Origin of the sequence: Corallococcus sp. CA054B (genome assembly GCF_003611625.1) — a bacterium.
Lineage (GTDB): Bacteria > Myxococcota > Myxococcia > Myxococcales > Myxococcaceae > Corallococcus > Corallococcus coralloides.
Map to the genome: position 1 here is coordinate 1 of NZ_RAVY01000213.1, position 15,769 is coordinate 15,769.

The window sequence follows — 15,769 nt, forward strand, 5'->3', positions numbered from 1 at the left end:
CTCCAGCGCCCGCCCGCCCGGTGACGCTGGTGGTGGGCGGCGACGTGACGGTGGGCTACCACTACGAGGAGTACTTCGATGATCAGGTGGCCAAGGGGAAGACGCGCGAGGAGATGTTCGCGTACGGCTTCCGCGAGGTGATGCCCATCGTGGACTCCGGCGACCTGTTCGTCGTGAACCTGGAGTGCCCGTACACGGACAGCACGGTGAAGCTGCCCAAGAACTTCAACTTCCGCGCGCGGCCGGAGCTGGTGAACGTGCTCACCGCGGGCCGCGTGGGCGTGGTGAGCCTGGCCAACAACCACATGATGGACTACGGCGCGCAGGGCCTGCTGGACACCCTCACCACCCTGGAGGCCGCGCGCATCCCGTACTTCGGCGCTGGCCGCACCCTGGCGGAGGCGCGCCGCCCGGCCATCCTCACCGTGGGGGGCCTGAAGGTCGCGTTCCTGGGCTACTTCTTCCTGGGCATGCGCAACATCGAGCCCCGGGAGGTCTACGCCACGGACACCACGCCGGGCGTGGCCGGTCACTTCTCCGACGTGGAGGTGATGGAGCGGATGCTGCGCGAGGACATCGCCAGCGCGAAGGCCCAGGCGGACCTCGTATTGCCCTTCTTCCACTGGGGCATCGAGGGCAACACCACCCCGGAGCCGTACCAGGTGCGCCTGGCGCACGCGGCCATCGACGCGGGGGCGGCGGGAGTGCTGGGCAGCCACCCGCACGTGCTCCAGTCCATGGAGCTGTACCAGGGCAAGCCGGTGCTCTACTCGCTGGGCAACTTCGTGTTCGGCGGGAACTGGAACCCCCGGGACAAGCGCAGCGTCCTGTGGCGGGCGCGCTTCGACTCCACGGGTTATGTGTCCAGTGACGTGCTGCCCCTCAGGACCGACCGCTACCCCGAGTTCCCCGTCCAGCCGGTGCCCGTGACGGGTGCCGAGGCCGAAGGGGTGATGACGCTGCTGCGCACCGCGTCGCAGGGGACACAGGGGCTGGAGCGGATGCTCCCGGCCTTGGAAGCAGGGGGAGCAGGGAGCCAGCCGCCCCCCTCCTCCAGCATGAGAGGGGGGCAGTAGCTACCGGGACTACTTGTTGTTGCGCTGGCCGCGCTTGAAGCGCGTGCGGCGGCGCTTCAGCTGCGCCTTCCGGGTCTTGGCGCGGTTCTTCAGCTTCTTCTTGGAACGATTCCCCTTCTGTGCGGCCATGTGGAAGGACTCCGTGTTGAGCGTGATTCAAGCCGCACCGGGCGGCGACGGGGGCCGTTCTTACATGCCGCTGCCCATACGGCCAAGGTTTTCCTTGACGCCCTCGGCCCTTGCCACGGGGCGCCCAACGGGGCAAGACGCCCCGGGAACCACGCATGATTGACAAACTGGAAGAGGTCGAGCGCCGTTTCGAGCGGCTCACGGCCGACCTGTCGAACCCCGATATCCTCGCCGACACGGCGAAGCTCCAGAAGGTGTCCAAGGAGCGCGCCGGGCTGGAGAAGCTCGTGGAGACGTTCCGCGGCTACCGCAAGGTGCTGGCGGACCTGTCGGAGGTGGAGTCGTGGCTGTCCAGCTCCGACCCCGACGAGAAGGCCTACGCCAAGGAGTCCCTGCCGGGCCTCAAGGAACAGCGCGAGGAGCAGGAAGCCGCGCTGAAGATCCTCCTGCTGCCCAAGGACCCCAATGACGAGAAGAACGTCATCCTGGAGATCCGCGCGGGCGCGGGCGGCGACGAGGCGGCCCTCTTCGCCGAAGAGGTCATGCAGATGTACCTGCGCTACGCGGACCGCAAGGGCTGGAAGGCGGACATCCTGGACATGAGCGCGGGCAACGCGGGCGGCGTAAAGGACGCCACGGTGACGCTCTCCGGGGACGCCGTGTTCAGCCAGCTCAAGTACGAGTCCGGCGTCCACCGCGTCCAGCGCGTGCCGGCCACGGAGACGCAGGGGCGTATCCACACCTCCACCATCACCGTGTCGGTGATGCCGGAGGCGGAGGACGTGGATGTGCAGATCAACCCCGCGGACATCGAGATGCAGGTGATGCGCTCCACGGGCGCCGGTGGCCAGAGCGTCAACACCACGGACTCCGCGGTGCGCCTCATCCACAAGCCGTCCGGCATCGTGGTGAAGTGCCAGCAGGAGAAGAGCCAGGGGAAGAACCGCGCCATGGCCCTGCGCATGCTGCGCGCGAAGCTCTACGACATGGAGCAGGAGCGCATCCGCAACGAACGCGACTCCATGCGCCGCGGCCAGGTGGGCACGGGCGACCGCAGCGAGAAGATCCGCACCTACAACTTCCCGCAGGACCGGCTCACCGACCACCGCATCGGGCTCACCGTGCACAACCTGCCGGCCATCATGGTGGGCAACGTGGACGAGGTGATTACGGCCTGCCGCACCCACTACCAGGCCGAAGCCCTCAAGGCACAGACGGGCGGCGGGCGTCCCGCCAGCGAAGCATGAGCGACGTCTGGACCATCCGCCGGCTCCTCACCTGGACGACGGGGCACTTCGAGAAGCGCGGGGTGGACGCGCCCCGGCTCACGACGGAAATCCTCCTGGCGCACGTGCTCAAGACGGGCCGGGTGCGCCTGTACGTGGACCTGGACCGGCCGCTGTCCAAGGACGAGCTCGCCGCCTTCAAGGCGCTCATCGAGCGCCGGATGGCGGGCGAGCCCACGAACTACCTGACGGGCACGAAGGAGTTCTACAACCGCCCGTTCAAGGTGGACGCGCGCGTGCTCATCCCCCGGCCGGAGACGGAGCTGCTGGTGGAGGCGGTGCTGCACTCGGTGCCCAAGGACGCGCCTTCCCGCGTGCTGGACGTGTGCACGGGCTCCGGCTGCATCGCCATCAGCGTGGCGGCGGAGCGGCCCCAGGCGACGGTGCTGGCCACGGACCTGTCCAAGGACGCGTGCGCGCTGGCCCGTGAGAACGCGCAGGCCCTGGGCGTGGCCGAGCGCGTGAGCGTGCTGGAGGGCGACCTGTTCTCTCCCCTGCCCCCGGACGCGACGTTCCGGGTGGTGGTGTCGAACCCGCCGTACATCGACTCCGGTGACATCGCCGGGCTGTCCGCCGAGGTGCGGCGCGAGCCCCGGCTGGCACTGGATGGCGGACCGGATGGGCTGGTGGCGCTCAGGCGGGTGATTCAGGGCGCCCGCCGGGTGCTGGAGCCTGGCGGACTGCTTGCATTGGAGATGGGTGAGACCCAGGGCAGCGCCGTCCTGGAGCTCCTGCGGGCCGCGGGGTACTCGGACGCGCGCGTGGAGAAGGACCTGGAGCGGCGTGAACGCATGGCGTTCGGGACACAGCCCGCGGCCTGACGGCCACGGGACACGCGGCCCGGCAGCCGCACGCAAAGAGAAGGCACGTCAAAGACATGGACAAGATCGTCATGAAGGGTGGCACCGCGCTGCACGGCGAGGTGGAGGTCTCCGGCGCGAAGAACGCGGCGCTGCCCATCCTGGCCTCCGCGCTGCTGGCGGATGGCACCACCACCTTCCGCAACGTGCCGGACCTGGCGGACGTGGCCACGATGCTGGAGGTGCTCCGCACGATGGGCTGCGAGGCCGCGCGGCTCACCGGCAAGAAGGCGGACACGTGTGAAATCAGCATCGCGGGGAACATCACCCCGGAGGCCCCCTACGACCTGGTGAAGACCATGCGCGCCAGCGTCCTGGTGCTGGGGCCGCTCGTGGCGCGCTTCGGCCGGGCGCGCGTGTCCATGCCGGGCGGGTGCGCCATTGGCGCGCGGCCCATCGATCAGCACCTCAAGGGCCTCAAGGCGCTGGGCGCGGACATCCACCTGACGGAAGGCTACGTGGAGGCCCGGGCGAAGCAGCTCAAGGGCGGCATGGTGAACTTCGACGTCATCACCGTCACCGGCACGGAGAACGTGATGATGGCGGCGGTGCTCGCCAAGGGCCGCACCGTGATGGAGAACTGCGCGCGCGAGCCGGAGGTGGAGGAGCTGGCGCGCGTGCTCAACAAGATGGGCGCGAAGGTGGAGGGGGCGGGCACGTCCGTCATCACCATCGAGGGCGTGGAGTCGCTGAACCCGGTAGACCACGCCATCCTCCCGGACCGCATCGAGGCGGGCACGCTGCTGGTCGCCGCGGCCATCAGCGGGGGCAACGTGCTGGTGAAGCACGCACGCCCGGAGCACCTGGACGCGGTCATCGACAAGCTGCGCGAGGCGGGCTGCACGATTACGGCGGAGGGCGGGGGCCTGCGCTGCAAGGCGCCCAGGTCGCTCAAGTCGGTGAACATCACCACCACGGAGCACCCGGGCTTCCCCACGGACATGCAGGCGCAGTTGATGGCGCTGATGACGGTGAGCCACGGCACGTCCGTCATCTCCGAGAACATCTTCGAGAACCGCTTCATGCACGTGCCGGAGCTGCACCGGCTGGGCGCGGACATCACCATCCAGGGGCACACGGCGGTGGTGAAGGGCGTGAAGGGGCTCAGCGGGGCGCCGGTGATGGCCACCGACCTGCGCGCCAGCGCGTCGCTCATCCTGGCCGGCCTCCGGGCCGACGGGCAGACCGAGGTCAGCCGCGTCTACCACCTGGACCGTGGGTACGAGCGGCTGGAGCGCAAACTGCGGGGCCTGGGGGCGGACATCCGCCGGGTGAAGGCGCGGGCCTGAGCGTCGGCCTGGGCCCAAGGGGCCGGCCGAAGGCACGTTGCCAACAGAAGCCGCCGCACGGGTTGCATCCCAATTTTTGGGCGACTTATCATTCTCCATTCACTGGGGAGAACCATCCGCTCCCCCTTTCAGGAGAACGAGCCGCCCCATGAATTGCCCTGGTTGCAGCGTCGAGATGACTGATCTCGAAGGAGATCACGACGAGACGTTGCGGAAGTGTGGAGATTGCGGAGGCCTGTGGACCGACGTTTCGGACCTGCGCCGCATCCTCCTTCACAACAACCTGCCCGGTCTGGAGCAACTCGGGGGCAAGGTCGACGCGGAGGCCCTGACAGGGCAGTGCCCCGACTGCCAGGTGGACTTCGTGCGCATTGACGGTGGGGACCGGAATCACCCCCTGCACTACGACACCTGCGAGTCGTGCGGAGGCATCTTCCTGGAGTCGGAGTTCGCGGACGCCACGGACGCGAAGGCCGCCGAGCAGGAGATCGTCACCTTCTTCCGCAACTTCGACGCGAAGCGGAAGGCCAAGGCCGCCATCTAGGCCTGCCGGGCGCCCGGTTCTCCCAGGCGCCCGCGAGTCCCGTCACGGCTGGCCGCGGAAGGTGCTCCCCCACTCCTCGGGGAGCGCCCCGTCCAGCGACAGCGCGGAGGCCGCCTTCGGCCCCTCGCCAGCAGGGGTCCGCTCGAAGCGGGCCGTCACCTTGCCCTTCTTCGGGATGTCCAACGTCACCTTGTTGCCGGACACCGTGTAGGTGCCGCTGACGACGGTGGTGGGCTCAGGCGTCTCCAGGGGCTCCAGGGAGAAGCGCCAGGTGCCGTCCACGAAGAAGGACAGGAAGCGCTCCGGGGCGCCTTCATGGCCGCCGAACCAGGTGCCCACGAGCGGCGCCACGCGCGCGTCGTACTTGTACCGGGTGGCGAGCGCGGGGCCGTTGAGGGCCTTCCCACCCGAGTAGAGGACGAGGTCGGTGAGGCACACCGGGCTGTCGTCCCTGGCGCCGGGGAAGCGGTCCGCCACCTCCAGGATGAAGCGCGCGCCGAACAGCGGCTGGGACAGGGGCACGGCCTGCAGGCCGCGCTTGTCCTGCACGGTGACGCTGCGAGACGCGTCCACGCTGGTGAGGGTGAACTTGCGCACGCGGCCGTTGGCCTTGAAGGCGTCGCGGGACGTGCCGTCGCCCGTGTAGACGCGCACCTCGTCCAGGGTGACGGGCTCCTTGAAGCCGATGAAGACGTGGGAGGGCTTCTCCCCTTCCGCGCACCAGACGGTGGTGTCCCGGCCGTCCAGCAGGTTGAGGGGCACGTAGTGGTCCGGGCGCGCCTCCTTCTCCAGCCAGGCCTCCGCCTGGGCATAGCCGGGCGCGGCGGGCGCGGCGGCGAGGACGGTCGGAGACACGAGCAGCAGGGAGGCCAGGGACAGGCGTCGCATGGGGCGCATCTTGGATCGGCCCCGCCCCGGGGCTCCAGTCCGGGTGTGCAACTTCCGCCAACACCGGACCTCGCGGCGGGCCGCGACGCGGGACCTGACGTTCTCCACGTGACGACCCGGGTCGCGGATGAAAGCGGCCCGCCGGGGGTTGGGGGTGCTTGACACCCGGACACGCCCAGGCCGACAAGGCGGACCGACCGAGGAGGAGGACGTGATGCGACGTTGGGGCTGGGTCTGTGTCCTGGGGCTGATGGGGGTGGCCTCCTGCAAGAAGGACGTGCCGGTGGAGGCGCCGGACGCGGGCGTGGAGGAGACGGGCCCCGCCGCCCTCACGGAGAAGGAACCCAACGAGCGGCCCGACCAGGCGCTGGCCGTCACGCGCGACAGCGTGGTGACGGGAGGCCTGGCGGCGGAGCCCAACAAGCTGGACGAGGACTGGTACCGGCTCGCGCCGGGCACCCCGCGCATCGCGGACGTGACGGTGACGGGCCTGCCGGGCGGGGACGTGAAGCTGGACGTCTACGACCAGGACCGCAACCGGCTGGTGGGCGTGAACAGCGAGGGCGAGGGCAAGGGAGAGCGCCTTCCGAACCTCTATGTGGAGAAGGAGCGCTGGCTGGTGGTGTCGCCCGCGCGCAAGGGGATGGGCGGGGCGTACACGCTGGAGGTGAAGTACCGCCAGCCCAACGACGGCGAGGAGCGCGAGCCCAACGACCGCGCCGTGGACGCCGCCGCGCTGCCGCTGGGGCAGACGGTGACGGCGTTCCTGGGGCACTCCGGCGACGAGGACTGGTACCGGGTGGAACTGCCCGGCCCCGCCACGCCCGAGGGTGAAGTCCCCGCGGTCCAGGACAGCGGAGCCCCGGCGCCAGGCACGACGCCCGAGGCCCCGGGTGCGCCGGCTCCGGGTGCGGCGCCCGCGGCCGTGCCGCCCCCGTCCGTGCCGGACGAGACGCCGGTCATCGACGACAACGCGGCGCCCTCCCCCGAGGGCACGTTCGGAGGCGGAGAGCCGCCCGAGCCGCCGCCCGAGGGTGCGCTGCCCACGGCGCCCGGAGAGCTGGGCGGGTCGATGGCGGCGCAGGCGGTGGACGCGGGGCTCCCGCCGCCCGAGCCGGAGATTCCGTCGGTGGCGCTGAAGATTGAATTGTCCGCCGTGGAGGGCGTGCGGCCGGAGATTTCCGTGCTGTCCGCCGCGGAGGCGCCGCTCTTCACCCTTCAGGGCAAGGAGGGCGAGCCGCTCGCGCTGCGCAACATCGGCGTGAGGGCCACGGACCGGGTGGTCTACGTGGTGGTGAAGGGCGGCTGGACGGGGACGGGCAAGGCGCAGCGGCGCACGTACAACGCGCAGGTGCCCTACACGCTGACGGTGTCCCAGGAGGAGGCGGGGGCGCACGCGGAGCTGGAGCCCAACGACGAGCTGCTCAAGGCCACGCCGCTGACGGGCGCGGGCTTCCGCGAGGGCTTCCTGTCGCCCAAGTCGGACGTGGACCACTACGTGCTGAACGCGCGCGAGCCGGTGCTGGCGAAGGTGGAGCTGTCGGGCGTGGACCGGTTGGACCTGACGCTGTCCATGGTGGAGCCGCCGCAGGGTGACGGGCAGAAGGAGACGGTGCTGCTCAAGGCCAACGACGGCGCCATCAAGGAGCCGGAGCGCCTGAACAACGTGGCGTGCAGCGGCACCTGCTACTTCCGGGTGGAGGGGTCGTTCCGGAAGGTGAACGGCAAGTTCGTGAAGGACTTCGAGAACGCGGACCAGCCCTACCGCATCAGCGTGACGACGGTGCCGGACAACGGCAGCGAGGAGCGCGAGCCCAACAACACCGCCGACCGCGCGCAGGACCTGACGTTGGGCAAGGCGGTGCGCGGCACGGTGTACCCGGCGAAGGACGTGGACTACTTCCGCGTGGACCTGTCCGACCGGCCGGTGCGCACGGCCATCACCGCGACGCTGCTGGGCATCCTGAAGGTGGACGTGGGGCTCTACCTGCACCGGGTGCAGCCGGACGGGAAGCTGACGCTCGTGCAGACGTCCGACCGGGCCAAGGGCGACCTGCCGGAGACCATCCGCTACAGCGCGGAGCCCGGCGTCTACGTCTTCGAGGTGCGCGACGCGAAGAACCGCGAGGCGAACTTTCAGGACTCGTACCAGCTCACCGTCGAGGAGGGCGAATAGCCGGAGGGTTCGCGATGAAGCTGCTGTGGTGTTGGAGATGCCAGCAGGAGGTTCCGATGCTGGACGAGGTGGAGTTCCAGGAGGTGTCGGACCTCTACCGGGCCGCGTTCCGCTCGTCGGAGCCCACCATGGAGGCGCGCTTTGCTCCCGTCAGCCAGGCCTATGAGCGGCTGACGGGACAGGCGGGCTGCCATCCGAACGTGGTGATTCACCACCGCATCGCGCAGTACGGACCGCCGTGCACGGCCTGCGGCAAGCCGCTCCGCACACCCGAAGCCCGGTACTGCGCCGCCTGCGGCACTGTTCGCCAGACAGCAGGCGATTCTTCCCGTTGACAAGGCAGGGCCCCGCCCCTACTTTTGGCCCCGCTTCACGCGTCGCCTGCGGTGGTAGCTCAGTTGGTAGAGCACGAGCTTCCCAAGCTCGGGGTCGAGGGTTCGAATCCCTTCCGCCGCTCTGAAGAGACACGGGCCGGTGGTTCCTTCGTGGAACCACCGGCCTTCGTGTTTCCGGGCCACCCTCCCGCCGGTAGATTCCGGCGCATGGCCAGCCACTTCCAACAGACAGACAGCACCCGCGCCAACGAACTGCTCGCCGATGTGTTGGAGACCCCCTTCGAGGACGACGCGGAGGACTTCCACTTCGCGTTGCGCGAAGGCGACCTGGAGCTCGACGGCGACTTCGTGCTGGAGGCCAACGAGGTCCTCATCGTCGTGGGCAACCTGACGGTGAAGGGCTGCTTGTCGGACGCGTTCCAGAACGAGGATGACGCCTCCAAGCTCTACGTGCTGGGCGACCTGCGCGCACGCGACCTGGTCTGCGGCTCGGAGGTCCGGGTGACGGGCAACCTGACCGTGGAGAACGTGCTGTACGCCAACTCGTTCGACATGGACACGCTGGGCGTGGGCGGAAAGCTGAGCGCCAGGGTCTTCATCGAGGAAGGCCACCAGGTGGAGTTCAAGTCCCTCGCGGTCGACACGCTCATCACCGACGACGAGAGCTGGCGCGAGGTGGTGCCGGAGGCCGTCGTCGGAGACTTCGCGTCGGTGCTCCCCGCCCACCTGCTGGGACAGGAGGGCCAGTTCATCCTGAGCGAAGCGCTGCACCGCGACCTGCTGGCGGGCAGGCCCGTCCTGCGCTGAGCGTCACATCCGAACGCGAAGCCGCCTGGGGATGGCGGGGGCGCCCTGGAGGGCAGCTAGACTGCCCGGCAGTGAACATTGCCGTCCCTCCCCTGGGCCCTTCGCCATGTACGACGCCGAGATCAACGACGCGCTGAATGAAGTGACGACGTTCATGGGGACGGCGGTCATCCAGGGCGCCCCCCCGCACGTGAACGCCGTCAAACCGTTCATCAAGGACGCCCTCAAGCAGGTCGTGAACCAGCTGGCGGGCGTGCTCAGGCTGGCGGGGTTCCAGAGCCTGACGGGCACCCTGCTGGCGAACAACTTCCTCCACCGCACGGCCATGGACCTCTATGGCCCCTGCTCCGCCGCCGCCGGGCTGTCCGCGCGCAGGGAGTGGGGCGCGCTGGACAACGCCTGGAACCTGCGTCCCCTGAGCTTCACCTGGAGCCTGGGCCGCAACGTGCTCGGCTCGGTGAAGACGCTCGCGGAGACTCCGGCGGATCGCGTCTGGCGGATGATCCAGGACATGGTGCGGGCCCACGTGGACTTCGGCGCCTCGCTGGTGGCCCGCATCATGGGGGACCGCGCCCTCTTGCAGAACGCCTTCGGCATCACCGGAGGCCTCGCCGACGTGAACGTCACCGGCAGCGATCCCCACCACACGGGCCACCGCGTCGCGCTGCTGCGGTTCTCCTGTGGCGGGCGGGTCGTCTACAAGCCGTCGGACCTCACCTTCCAGCTGCTGCTCATGGGCGACACCCAGTCGTATCAAATCTGCCGCACGCACTACCCCGCCCTGATGCCGTACACCGACAGCCTCTTCACCACGCTCGACGCGGACCTTCCGGCCATCCGCATCGTCGCGTTTCCGCACGCGCGGGGTGAGTACGGCTACATGCAGATGGTGGCGAAGACGCGGCAGATTGCCCTGGTGGATCAGCCCGCGTACTTCCGGAAGCTGGGCCGGCTCATCACGGTGGCGGCGGCGTTCGGCATCACCGACCTGCATCACGAGAACGTCATGGCCACGGCCCAGGGTCCCCACCTCATCGACGCGGAGATGGGCTTCAACTACCCGGGGCCGCACGACAACCCCATCTCCCACGCCGCGCTGTCCCAGGTGCTCCGCATCGCCCCGCCGCCGCACAGCATGGTGGGCGGCGTCTTCACCACCGACCTCTACCGGGGCCAGTGGCAGGCCAGCAACGTGTCCGCGCCCTACGACCAGACGGAGGTCAACGCGGGGTTCAGCACCGGGCACGGCGGCCCGTGGGTCCAGGCCGCCACGTACCCGAACGAAATCCTGGCCGGCATCCGCGAGGAGGTGGACCGCATCGTCACCGCCCTCAACACGGGCCGGGTGGACGCCTGGCTCAACCAGTTCCAGAACGTCGCCCCCATGGCGCGCGTGCTCCTGATGACGACGGACATGTGCCGCGCGCACGCGGAGGGAATGACGCAGAACATGAACGGCGCCCTGAGCACGGAGGCCCATGCCATTGGCCAGGGACTGTTCGACTGGCTGACGTGGTACGGCGGCCAGCACAACGCGGTCCCCGGGGCCCTGTTCGAACCCCACAACCGCCAGCACTTCTTCACGCCCCTGCGGACCCAGGGCGTCACCTACCTCGCCGCGACCGCGCAGGGCGTGACGGTGGCGAACCTCACGGAGGTGCGCAACAAGCTGAACCCGCTGCGGGGCGCCATGGGCCGGCCACAGCTCAAGACGAAGCTGCGCACGGCGCTGGAGAAGACGCTCGGGTGTGGCCCGCTGCTCTGACGGGCCACGGGCGCCTTGACTGAACGCGCTTTCAGTCGCACCCTGGGAGGGTGAAGGCCCGCCCCGTCGACAATCCGCCCAACCCCTGGGCGAGCACCGCGGTGGAGTACCTGGACGAGATTCCCCCCGCGCGCCTGGAAGTCTGGGAGGACCACAGCCGCTCCATCATCGCGACCAACGACAGCCCCGACGTGTGCTTCTCCTGGAGCGTCAACCCGTACCGGGGCTGCCTCCACGCCTGCGCCTACTGCTACGCGCGCCCCACGCACCAGTACCTGGACTTCGGCGCGGGCACCGACTTCGAGACGCGCCTCGTCGTCAAACCCAACGCTCCAGAGCTCTTGCGCGAAGCCTTCGACCGTCCGTCGTGGAAGGGAGAGACGGTCGTCTTCAGCGGTGTCACGGACTGCTACCAGCCCCTGGAGGCGTCGCTGCGGCTCACCCGTCAGTGCCTGGAGGTCTGCGCCGAGTACCGCAACCCCGTGGGCATCGTGACCAAGGGCGTGCTGATCGAGCGCGACCTGGACGTGCTCCAGCGGCTGGCGGCGGAGACGAAGCTGTTCGTGAGCATCAGCCTCCCCTTCCACAACGAGGAGCTGGCGCGCGCCATGGAGCCGCTCGTCGCCACGCCCAAGCGGCGCCTGGCCACCATCCGCAAGCTCACGGAGGCCGGCATCGACGTGGCCGTGTCCGTGGCCCCCATCATCCCCGGCCTCAACGACGAGGACATCGCGCGCGTGCTCACCTCCGCCCGTGAGGCCGGCGCCACGCGCGCGCACTACACGCTCCTGCGGCTTCCCGGCCCCGTGCAGGCCGTGTTCGAGGAGCGCCTGCGCACGAAGCTGCCCCTGCGCGCGGACCGGGTGCTGCACCGCATCCGCGAGACGCGCGGCGGGGAACTCACCGACAGCCGCTTCAAGCACCGCATGCGCGGCGAAGGGCTCTACGCCCAGACCATCCACCAGCTCTTCGCGACGGCGGCGCGCAAGGTGGGCATGCGCGCCTCATCCATCACGGAGGCCGCGCCGGACACCTTCCGGCGCCCCGCGCGGCCCTCCACCTCACCCCAGCTGTCGCTCTTCTAAAACACGGCCCCTTCCGGGCGTGTCCGGCCCTCACCTTGATTTCACGGGGTGTGAACGGATTTCATCCCGGGGGCCGCCATGAAAATCCTGCCCTTCCTGTCCCAAGCGCTGCTCCCGCTGACCGTCGGTTGCGGCACGGGCCTCATCACGCATGCCGCCTATAGCAGCTACGGCTACGGAGGCTCGGTCTGGCCCACCTCCACGGGCGTGGGGTTCTTGAGCTTTTCCCTGACGCTCCTCGCGGTCCTCCGTAAGGACCGGGCACGCGCCATCCTCCAGGCCACGCTCTTCACCGCCAGCTTCGGCCTGCTGGCCTTCTCCCTCTTGAACGAGCTGGACCTCCGCTATGCCCGGGGGCTCTCGCTGTGGGTGGGCGCCATGCTGGGCGCGCTCGCCATCATGACGTTCTTCCTGCTGCCCCGCCCGGACACCGAGCCGCTCACGCGCAGCAAGGATCCGGTCGTCCAGCAGGTCATCCGCAACCTGCGGCAGCGCGCGGAGAACCTGCGCAGGCTTGCGTGGCTCTTCCTGACGCTGGTCATCGCGTCCATCTCCGCCGCGCTGGCCATCTTCGTGCTCGCCCAGGACATCATCCAGCCCCGGCCTGCCGTGACGGCCTCCACCCTCAATCGCGAGCTGTCGGAAGCCCAGGAGCAGCTCAGGCTGGCCCGCAGGGAAATCGAACCGGCGGGCAGGGTCCTCCTGAAGGAATACGGCCAGTTCATCATCAACAAGCTCACCCTGGTCGATCAGGCGCTCCAGAACGTCAACAGCCAGGAGACCCAACGGCAGGAAACAGTCCTCGCGATGAAGGCGGAGATCGACAGGCTGAACCAGGTGAACCGGAGCTACATGGTGGACGTCGGCGTGCTCTCACTGCGCATCACCATCACCGTGCTGGTGTTGTTCCTGGTGCGGGTGCTGCTGCAGGCCTACCGCGACAACCTCTCGCTGGCGGCCTTCTACGACGCCAAGGGCGACATCCTCCAGCTGCGAAGCGGGATGGAATCGGGCGATGACCTCCCGGCATTCCTCGCCTCGCTGCACCCGGTGGACGTCACGGGCCGGATGCCGCCCAACCCCATGAAGGAGGTGGGTCAGGCCTCGGAACGGCTCGCGAAAGCGCTTGCCCAGGTGATGCAGTTCCAGCAGGCGCCGGGCGGCGGGCCCCGGAAGGAGCCCCCAGCGCCTTGAAGGCCCCGGCGGCCGCGCCGCCAGGGCCCACCTCAGGGGAGCGCTATTTCCGGATGGCTTGCAGGATGGACAGCAGGATGACGGCGCCCACCGTGGCCACCACCAGCGAGTACAGGTTGAAGCCCGTCACGCCGCTGCCACCGAAGAAGCTGAACACCCAGCCGCCCAGCATGGCACCCACGATGCCGGCGAAGATGTTGGCGAACATCCCCATCCGGGCGTTGGTGCCCTTGATGATGCTGGCCAGCCAGCCCGCGATACCGCCCAACACCAGCCACGAGCAGATAGACATGCCGTCCTCCAGGTAGGGCCGAAGCCTTACCAGACCTCACAGCGGTTCGCAGCGGGCGCCACCATCGGCGACCCCGCGGGGCAGGAGAAGGCCTGCTGGAACTGCGGCAGGTTCACGTCCGGCCCCTTCACGCGCAGGAACGCAGGCGAGTGCGAATCCGTCAGCGCCCGCTGCCGTGCAGCCTCATTACGAATCTTCGAGCACCACGATTGCGCGTGCGCGAGGAAGAACTGCTGCCCCGGCGTGAACCGGTAGGAGTTCGCCTTCGCCGCCTGGTCCGGGTGCTTGGCCAGGTAGGCCTCCATGGCTGCGTACGCCAGCTTGAGGCCGCCCAGGTCCGCGACGTTCTCGCCCAGGGTGAGCTTGCCGTTCACCTTCACGTCGTCCACGGCGGTGTACTGGTCGTACTGGTTCTTCACGCACGACACGCGCTCGCGGAAGGCCTTGTCCGACGCCGGGGTCCACCACGTGCGCAGGTTGCCGTCCGCGTCGAACTGGCGGCCCTCGTCGTCGAAGCCGTGGGTGATTTCGTGGCCCACCACCATGCCCATGGCGCCGAAGTTCACCGCCGCGGACGCGTCACGCCCGAAGAACGGCGGCTGGAGGATGCCCGCCGGGAAGACAATCTCGTTGGTGGCCGCGTTGTAGTAGGCGTTCACCGTGGGCGGCGACATGAACCACTCCTGCCGGTCCACCGGCTGGCCCACCTTGCGCAGCTGGCGCGCCTGCTCGAAGGCGTCCGCCGCCAGCAGGTTGTCCAGGAACGAGTCGCGCGTCACCGTCAGCCCGTCGTAGCTGCGCCACTGGTCCGGGTAGCCGATCTTGTTGGTGATCTTCTTCACCTTCACCAACGCCTGGGCCTTCGTCTCCGCGTCCATCCAGGACAGCGTGTCCAGGTTGCGCTCGAAGGACTGCTCAATCTGCTGGACCATGTCCAGCGTGGTGGCCTTGCCGTCCGCGCCGAAGGTGCGCGCGATGAAGGGCTTGGCCAGCGCGTGCGGCAGCGCTTCGTCCGTGGCGTCCACGCACTTCTTCCAGCGCGCCAGGTCCGCCTTGGCGCCGGTGAGCACCGAGGACTCGAAGCGGAAGAACTCGTCGCGCAGCGCCTTGGGCAGCGCCGTCTGCACGTCCTTCACCAGGTGGTAGGAGAGGTACGGCCCCATGTCCGTCGGGCGCTGCTGGCGCACCAGCGCGGACACCTCCGAGAAGAACTTCGGCTCCGTCACGTTGAGCGCTTCACCCGGGGGCAGCCCCACCTGCGCGAAGTACGTGTCCCACTGGAAGGCGGGCGCCAGCTTCTTCAGGCCCTGGCGCTCCAGGCGGTGGTAGACCTTCTCCGGCTCGCGCCGCTCCTCCTTGGGCAGCCGCGCGTTGGCCAGGCGCGTCTCGATGGCGAGGATGCCAATGGCCTTGCGGCTGGCCACGAAGGGCGCGTCGCCCAGCAGCTCGAAGACCTTCTGCACGTGCGCCTGGTAGGCGTTGCGCGCCTCGCGCATCTTCACGTCGGGCTTGAGGTAGTAGTCGCGGTCCGGCAGGCCCAGCCCGCCCGCGTCCACCACGGCGATGACCTGCGTGGCGTCCTTCTGGTCCTGATCCGAGCCCACGCGGAACAGCGCGTTCACGTCGCGCGCGTGCAGCCACGCCACCGCGCTGGCCACCGCCTGCGGGCTCTTCAGGCCGTTGAGCTTCGCCAGGTACGTGCGCAGCGTGGGCAGCGACTGCTCCAGCTTCGCCTCGTCCATGCAGGAGCCGTAGAAGTCCCCCAGCTTCTTGTCTTCCGGGGTGCCCTCGCCCTGCCCTTCCGCAGCCTTCGTGAGGATGTCGCGCAGCACGGTCTGGTTGCGCTCGGCGACGGTTTCGAAGCCGCGGCTCCAGCGCGCGCGCTCGGCGGGGATCTCCGTGGCCTTCAGCCAGCCGCCACACGCGTACTGGTAGAAGTCGTCACAGGGGTTCACGGACGGGTCCATCGCCGCGGCGTCCAGGCCCGGGGGCATGGGGCGCTCGGACATGGGCACGGCGGGGGCCTCGGGCGCGGGCGTGGCC

Annotated in this window: 14 protein-coding genes and 1 tRNA gene; 12 read left to right on the forward strand and 3 right to left on the reverse strand. The window is 69.2% G+C overall.

Annotation, left to right across the window (positions count from 1 at the left end):
- From D7V80_RS34555 to D7V80_RS34575, 5 genes are all read left to right on the forward strand, one after another.
- A partial coding sequence (locus D7V80_RS34555) for a CapA family protein (RefSeq protein ID WP_147447306.1) occupies positions 1–1,076 on the forward strand: 1,076 nt, incomplete at its 5' end.
- Positions 1,077–1,360: 284 nt separating this feature from the next.
- Positions 1,361–2,452, forward strand: coding sequence for a peptide chain release factor 1 (gene prfA / locus D7V80_RS34560; RefSeq protein WP_120564111.1), 1,092 nt, complete (start codon positions 1,361–1,363; stop codon positions 2,450–2,452).
- A complete protein-coding gene (gene prmC / locus D7V80_RS34565) occupies positions 2,449–3,312 on the forward strand; it encodes a peptide chain release factor N(5)-glutamine methyltransferase (RefSeq protein ID WP_120592150.1) in 864 nt (287 codons plus the stop codon). The genes prfA and prmC overlap by 4 nt, the downstream gene beginning before the upstream one ends.
- Before the next feature lie 56 nt (positions 3,313–3,368).
- Positions 3,369–4,640, forward strand: coding sequence for a UDP-N-acetylglucosamine 1-carboxyvinyltransferase (murA, locus tag D7V80_RS34570; protein WP_120592151.1), 1,272 nt, complete (start codon positions 3,369–3,371; stop codon positions 4,638–4,640).
- A gap of 148 nt (positions 4,641–4,788) precedes the next feature.
- Complete coding sequence (locus D7V80_RS34575) at positions 4,789–5,184, forward strand: zf-TFIIB domain-containing protein (RefSeq protein WP_014395344.1); 396 nt, start codon at positions 4,789–4,791, stop codon at positions 5,182–5,184.
- A gap of 42 nt (positions 5,185–5,226) precedes the next feature.
- Here D7V80_RS34575 and D7V80_RS34580 read toward each other — a convergent pair whose 3' ends face one another.
- Positions 5,227–6,072, reverse strand: coding sequence for a discoidin domain-containing protein (locus D7V80_RS34580; RefSeq protein WP_193352537.1), 846 nt, complete (start codon positions 6,070–6,072; stop codon positions 5,227–5,229).
- Between the two features lie 214 nt (positions 6,073–6,286).
- Here D7V80_RS34580 and D7V80_RS34585 point away from each other — a divergent pair, with 214 nt between their 5' ends.
- The 7 genes from D7V80_RS34585 (at position 6,287) to D7V80_RS34615 (ending at position 13,434) form a co-directional block, all read left to right on the forward strand.
- A complete protein-coding gene (locus tag D7V80_RS34585) occupies positions 6,287–8,248 on the forward strand; it encodes an ABC transporter substrate-binding protein (protein ID WP_120592152.1) in 1,962 nt (653 codons plus the stop codon).
- A gap of 56 nt (positions 8,249–8,304) precedes the next feature.
- Positions 8,305–8,583 carry a hypothetical protein gene (locus D7V80_RS34590; protein ID WP_199738932.1) on the forward strand — a complete coding sequence of 93 codons (279 nt, stop codon included), beginning with the start codon at positions 8,305–8,307 and terminating at the stop codon, positions 8,581–8,583.
- A 48-nt stretch (positions 8,584–8,631) separates the two neighbouring features.
- Positions 8,632–8,704: transfer RNA gene (locus tag D7V80_RS34595), tRNA-Gly, on the forward strand.
- 86 nt (positions 8,705–8,790) lie between these two features.
- Positions 8,791–9,390, forward strand: coding sequence for a hypothetical protein (locus tag D7V80_RS34600; RefSeq protein ID WP_014395339.1), 600 nt, complete (start codon positions 8,791–8,793; stop codon positions 9,388–9,390).
- Between the two features lie 106 nt (positions 9,391–9,496).
- A complete protein-coding gene (locus tag D7V80_RS34605; protein ID WP_158616745.1) occupies positions 9,497–11,155 on the forward strand; it encodes a DUF4135 domain-containing protein in 1,659 nt (552 codons plus the stop codon).
- 50 nt (positions 11,156–11,205) lie between these two features.
- Positions 11,206–12,240: a PA0069 family radical SAM protein gene (locus D7V80_RS34610; RefSeq protein ID WP_120592155.1), complete on the forward strand. Its 1,035-nt coding sequence runs from the start codon at positions 11,206–11,208 to the stop codon at positions 12,238–12,240.
- A 78-nt stretch (positions 12,241–12,318) separates the two neighbouring features.
- Positions 12,319–13,434, forward strand: a complete 1,116-nt coding sequence (locus D7V80_RS34615; RefSeq protein WP_120592156.1) for a hypothetical protein — start codon at positions 12,319–12,321, stop codon at positions 13,432–13,434.
- A 43-nt stretch (positions 13,435–13,477) separates the two neighbouring features.
- Here D7V80_RS34615 and D7V80_RS34620 read toward each other — a convergent pair whose 3' ends face one another.
- Positions 13,478–13,726 (reverse strand): GlsB/YeaQ/YmgE family stress response membrane protein, encoded by a 249-nt coding sequence (locus D7V80_RS34620; protein WP_120592157.1) that lies wholly within the window; start codon positions 13,724–13,726, stop codon positions 13,478–13,480.
- Between the two features lie 26 nt (positions 13,727–13,752).
- A partial coding sequence (locus D7V80_RS34625; RefSeq protein ID WP_147447307.1) for a M13 family metallopeptidase occupies positions 13,753–15,769 on the reverse strand: 2,017 nt, incomplete at its 5' end.

What these genes read in the sequence shown, in the direction of transcription:
- prfA (WP_120564111.1), top strand. Translation starts at nt 1,361, where the DNA reads ATGATTGACAAACTGGAAGAGGTCGAGCGCCGTTTCGAGCGGCTCACG.
- prmC (WP_120592150.1), top strand. Translation starts at nt 2,449, where the DNA reads ATGAGCGACGTCTGGACCATCCGCCGGCTCCTCACCTGGACGACGGGG.
- murA (WP_120592151.1), top strand. Translation starts at nt 3,369, where the DNA reads ATGGACAAGATCGTCATGAAGGGTGGCACCGCGCTGCACGGCGAGGTG.
- D7V80_RS34575 (WP_014395344.1), top strand. Translation starts at nt 4,789, where the DNA reads ATGAATTGCCCTGGTTGCAGCGTCGAGATGACTGATCTCGAAGGAGAT.
- D7V80_RS34580 (WP_193352537.1), bottom strand. Translation starts at nt 6,072, where the DNA reads ATGCGACGCCTGTCCCTGGCCTCCCTGCTGCTCGTGTCTCCGACCGTC.
- D7V80_RS34585 (WP_120592152.1), top strand. Translation starts at nt 6,287, where the DNA reads ATGCGACGTTGGGGCTGGGTCTGTGTCCTGGGGCTGATGGGGGTGGCC.
- D7V80_RS34590 (WP_199738932.1), top strand. Translation starts at nt 8,305, where the DNA reads ATGCTGGACGAGGTGGAGTTCCAGGAGGTGTCGGACCTCTACCGGGCC.
- D7V80_RS34600 (WP_014395339.1), top strand. Translation starts at nt 8,791, where the DNA reads ATGGCCAGCCACTTCCAACAGACAGACAGCACCCGCGCCAACGAACTG.
- D7V80_RS34605 (WP_158616745.1), top strand. Translation starts at nt 9,497, where the DNA reads ATGTACGACGCCGAGATCAACGACGCGCTGAATGAAGTGACGACGTTC.
- D7V80_RS34615 (WP_120592156.1), top strand. Translation starts at nt 12,319, where the DNA reads ATGAAAATCCTGCCCTTCCTGTCCCAAGCGCTGCTCCCGCTGACCGTC.
- D7V80_RS34620 (WP_120592157.1), bottom strand. Translation starts at nt 13,726, where the DNA reads ATGTCTATCTGCTCGTGGCTGGTGTTGGGCGGTATCGCGGGCTGGCTG.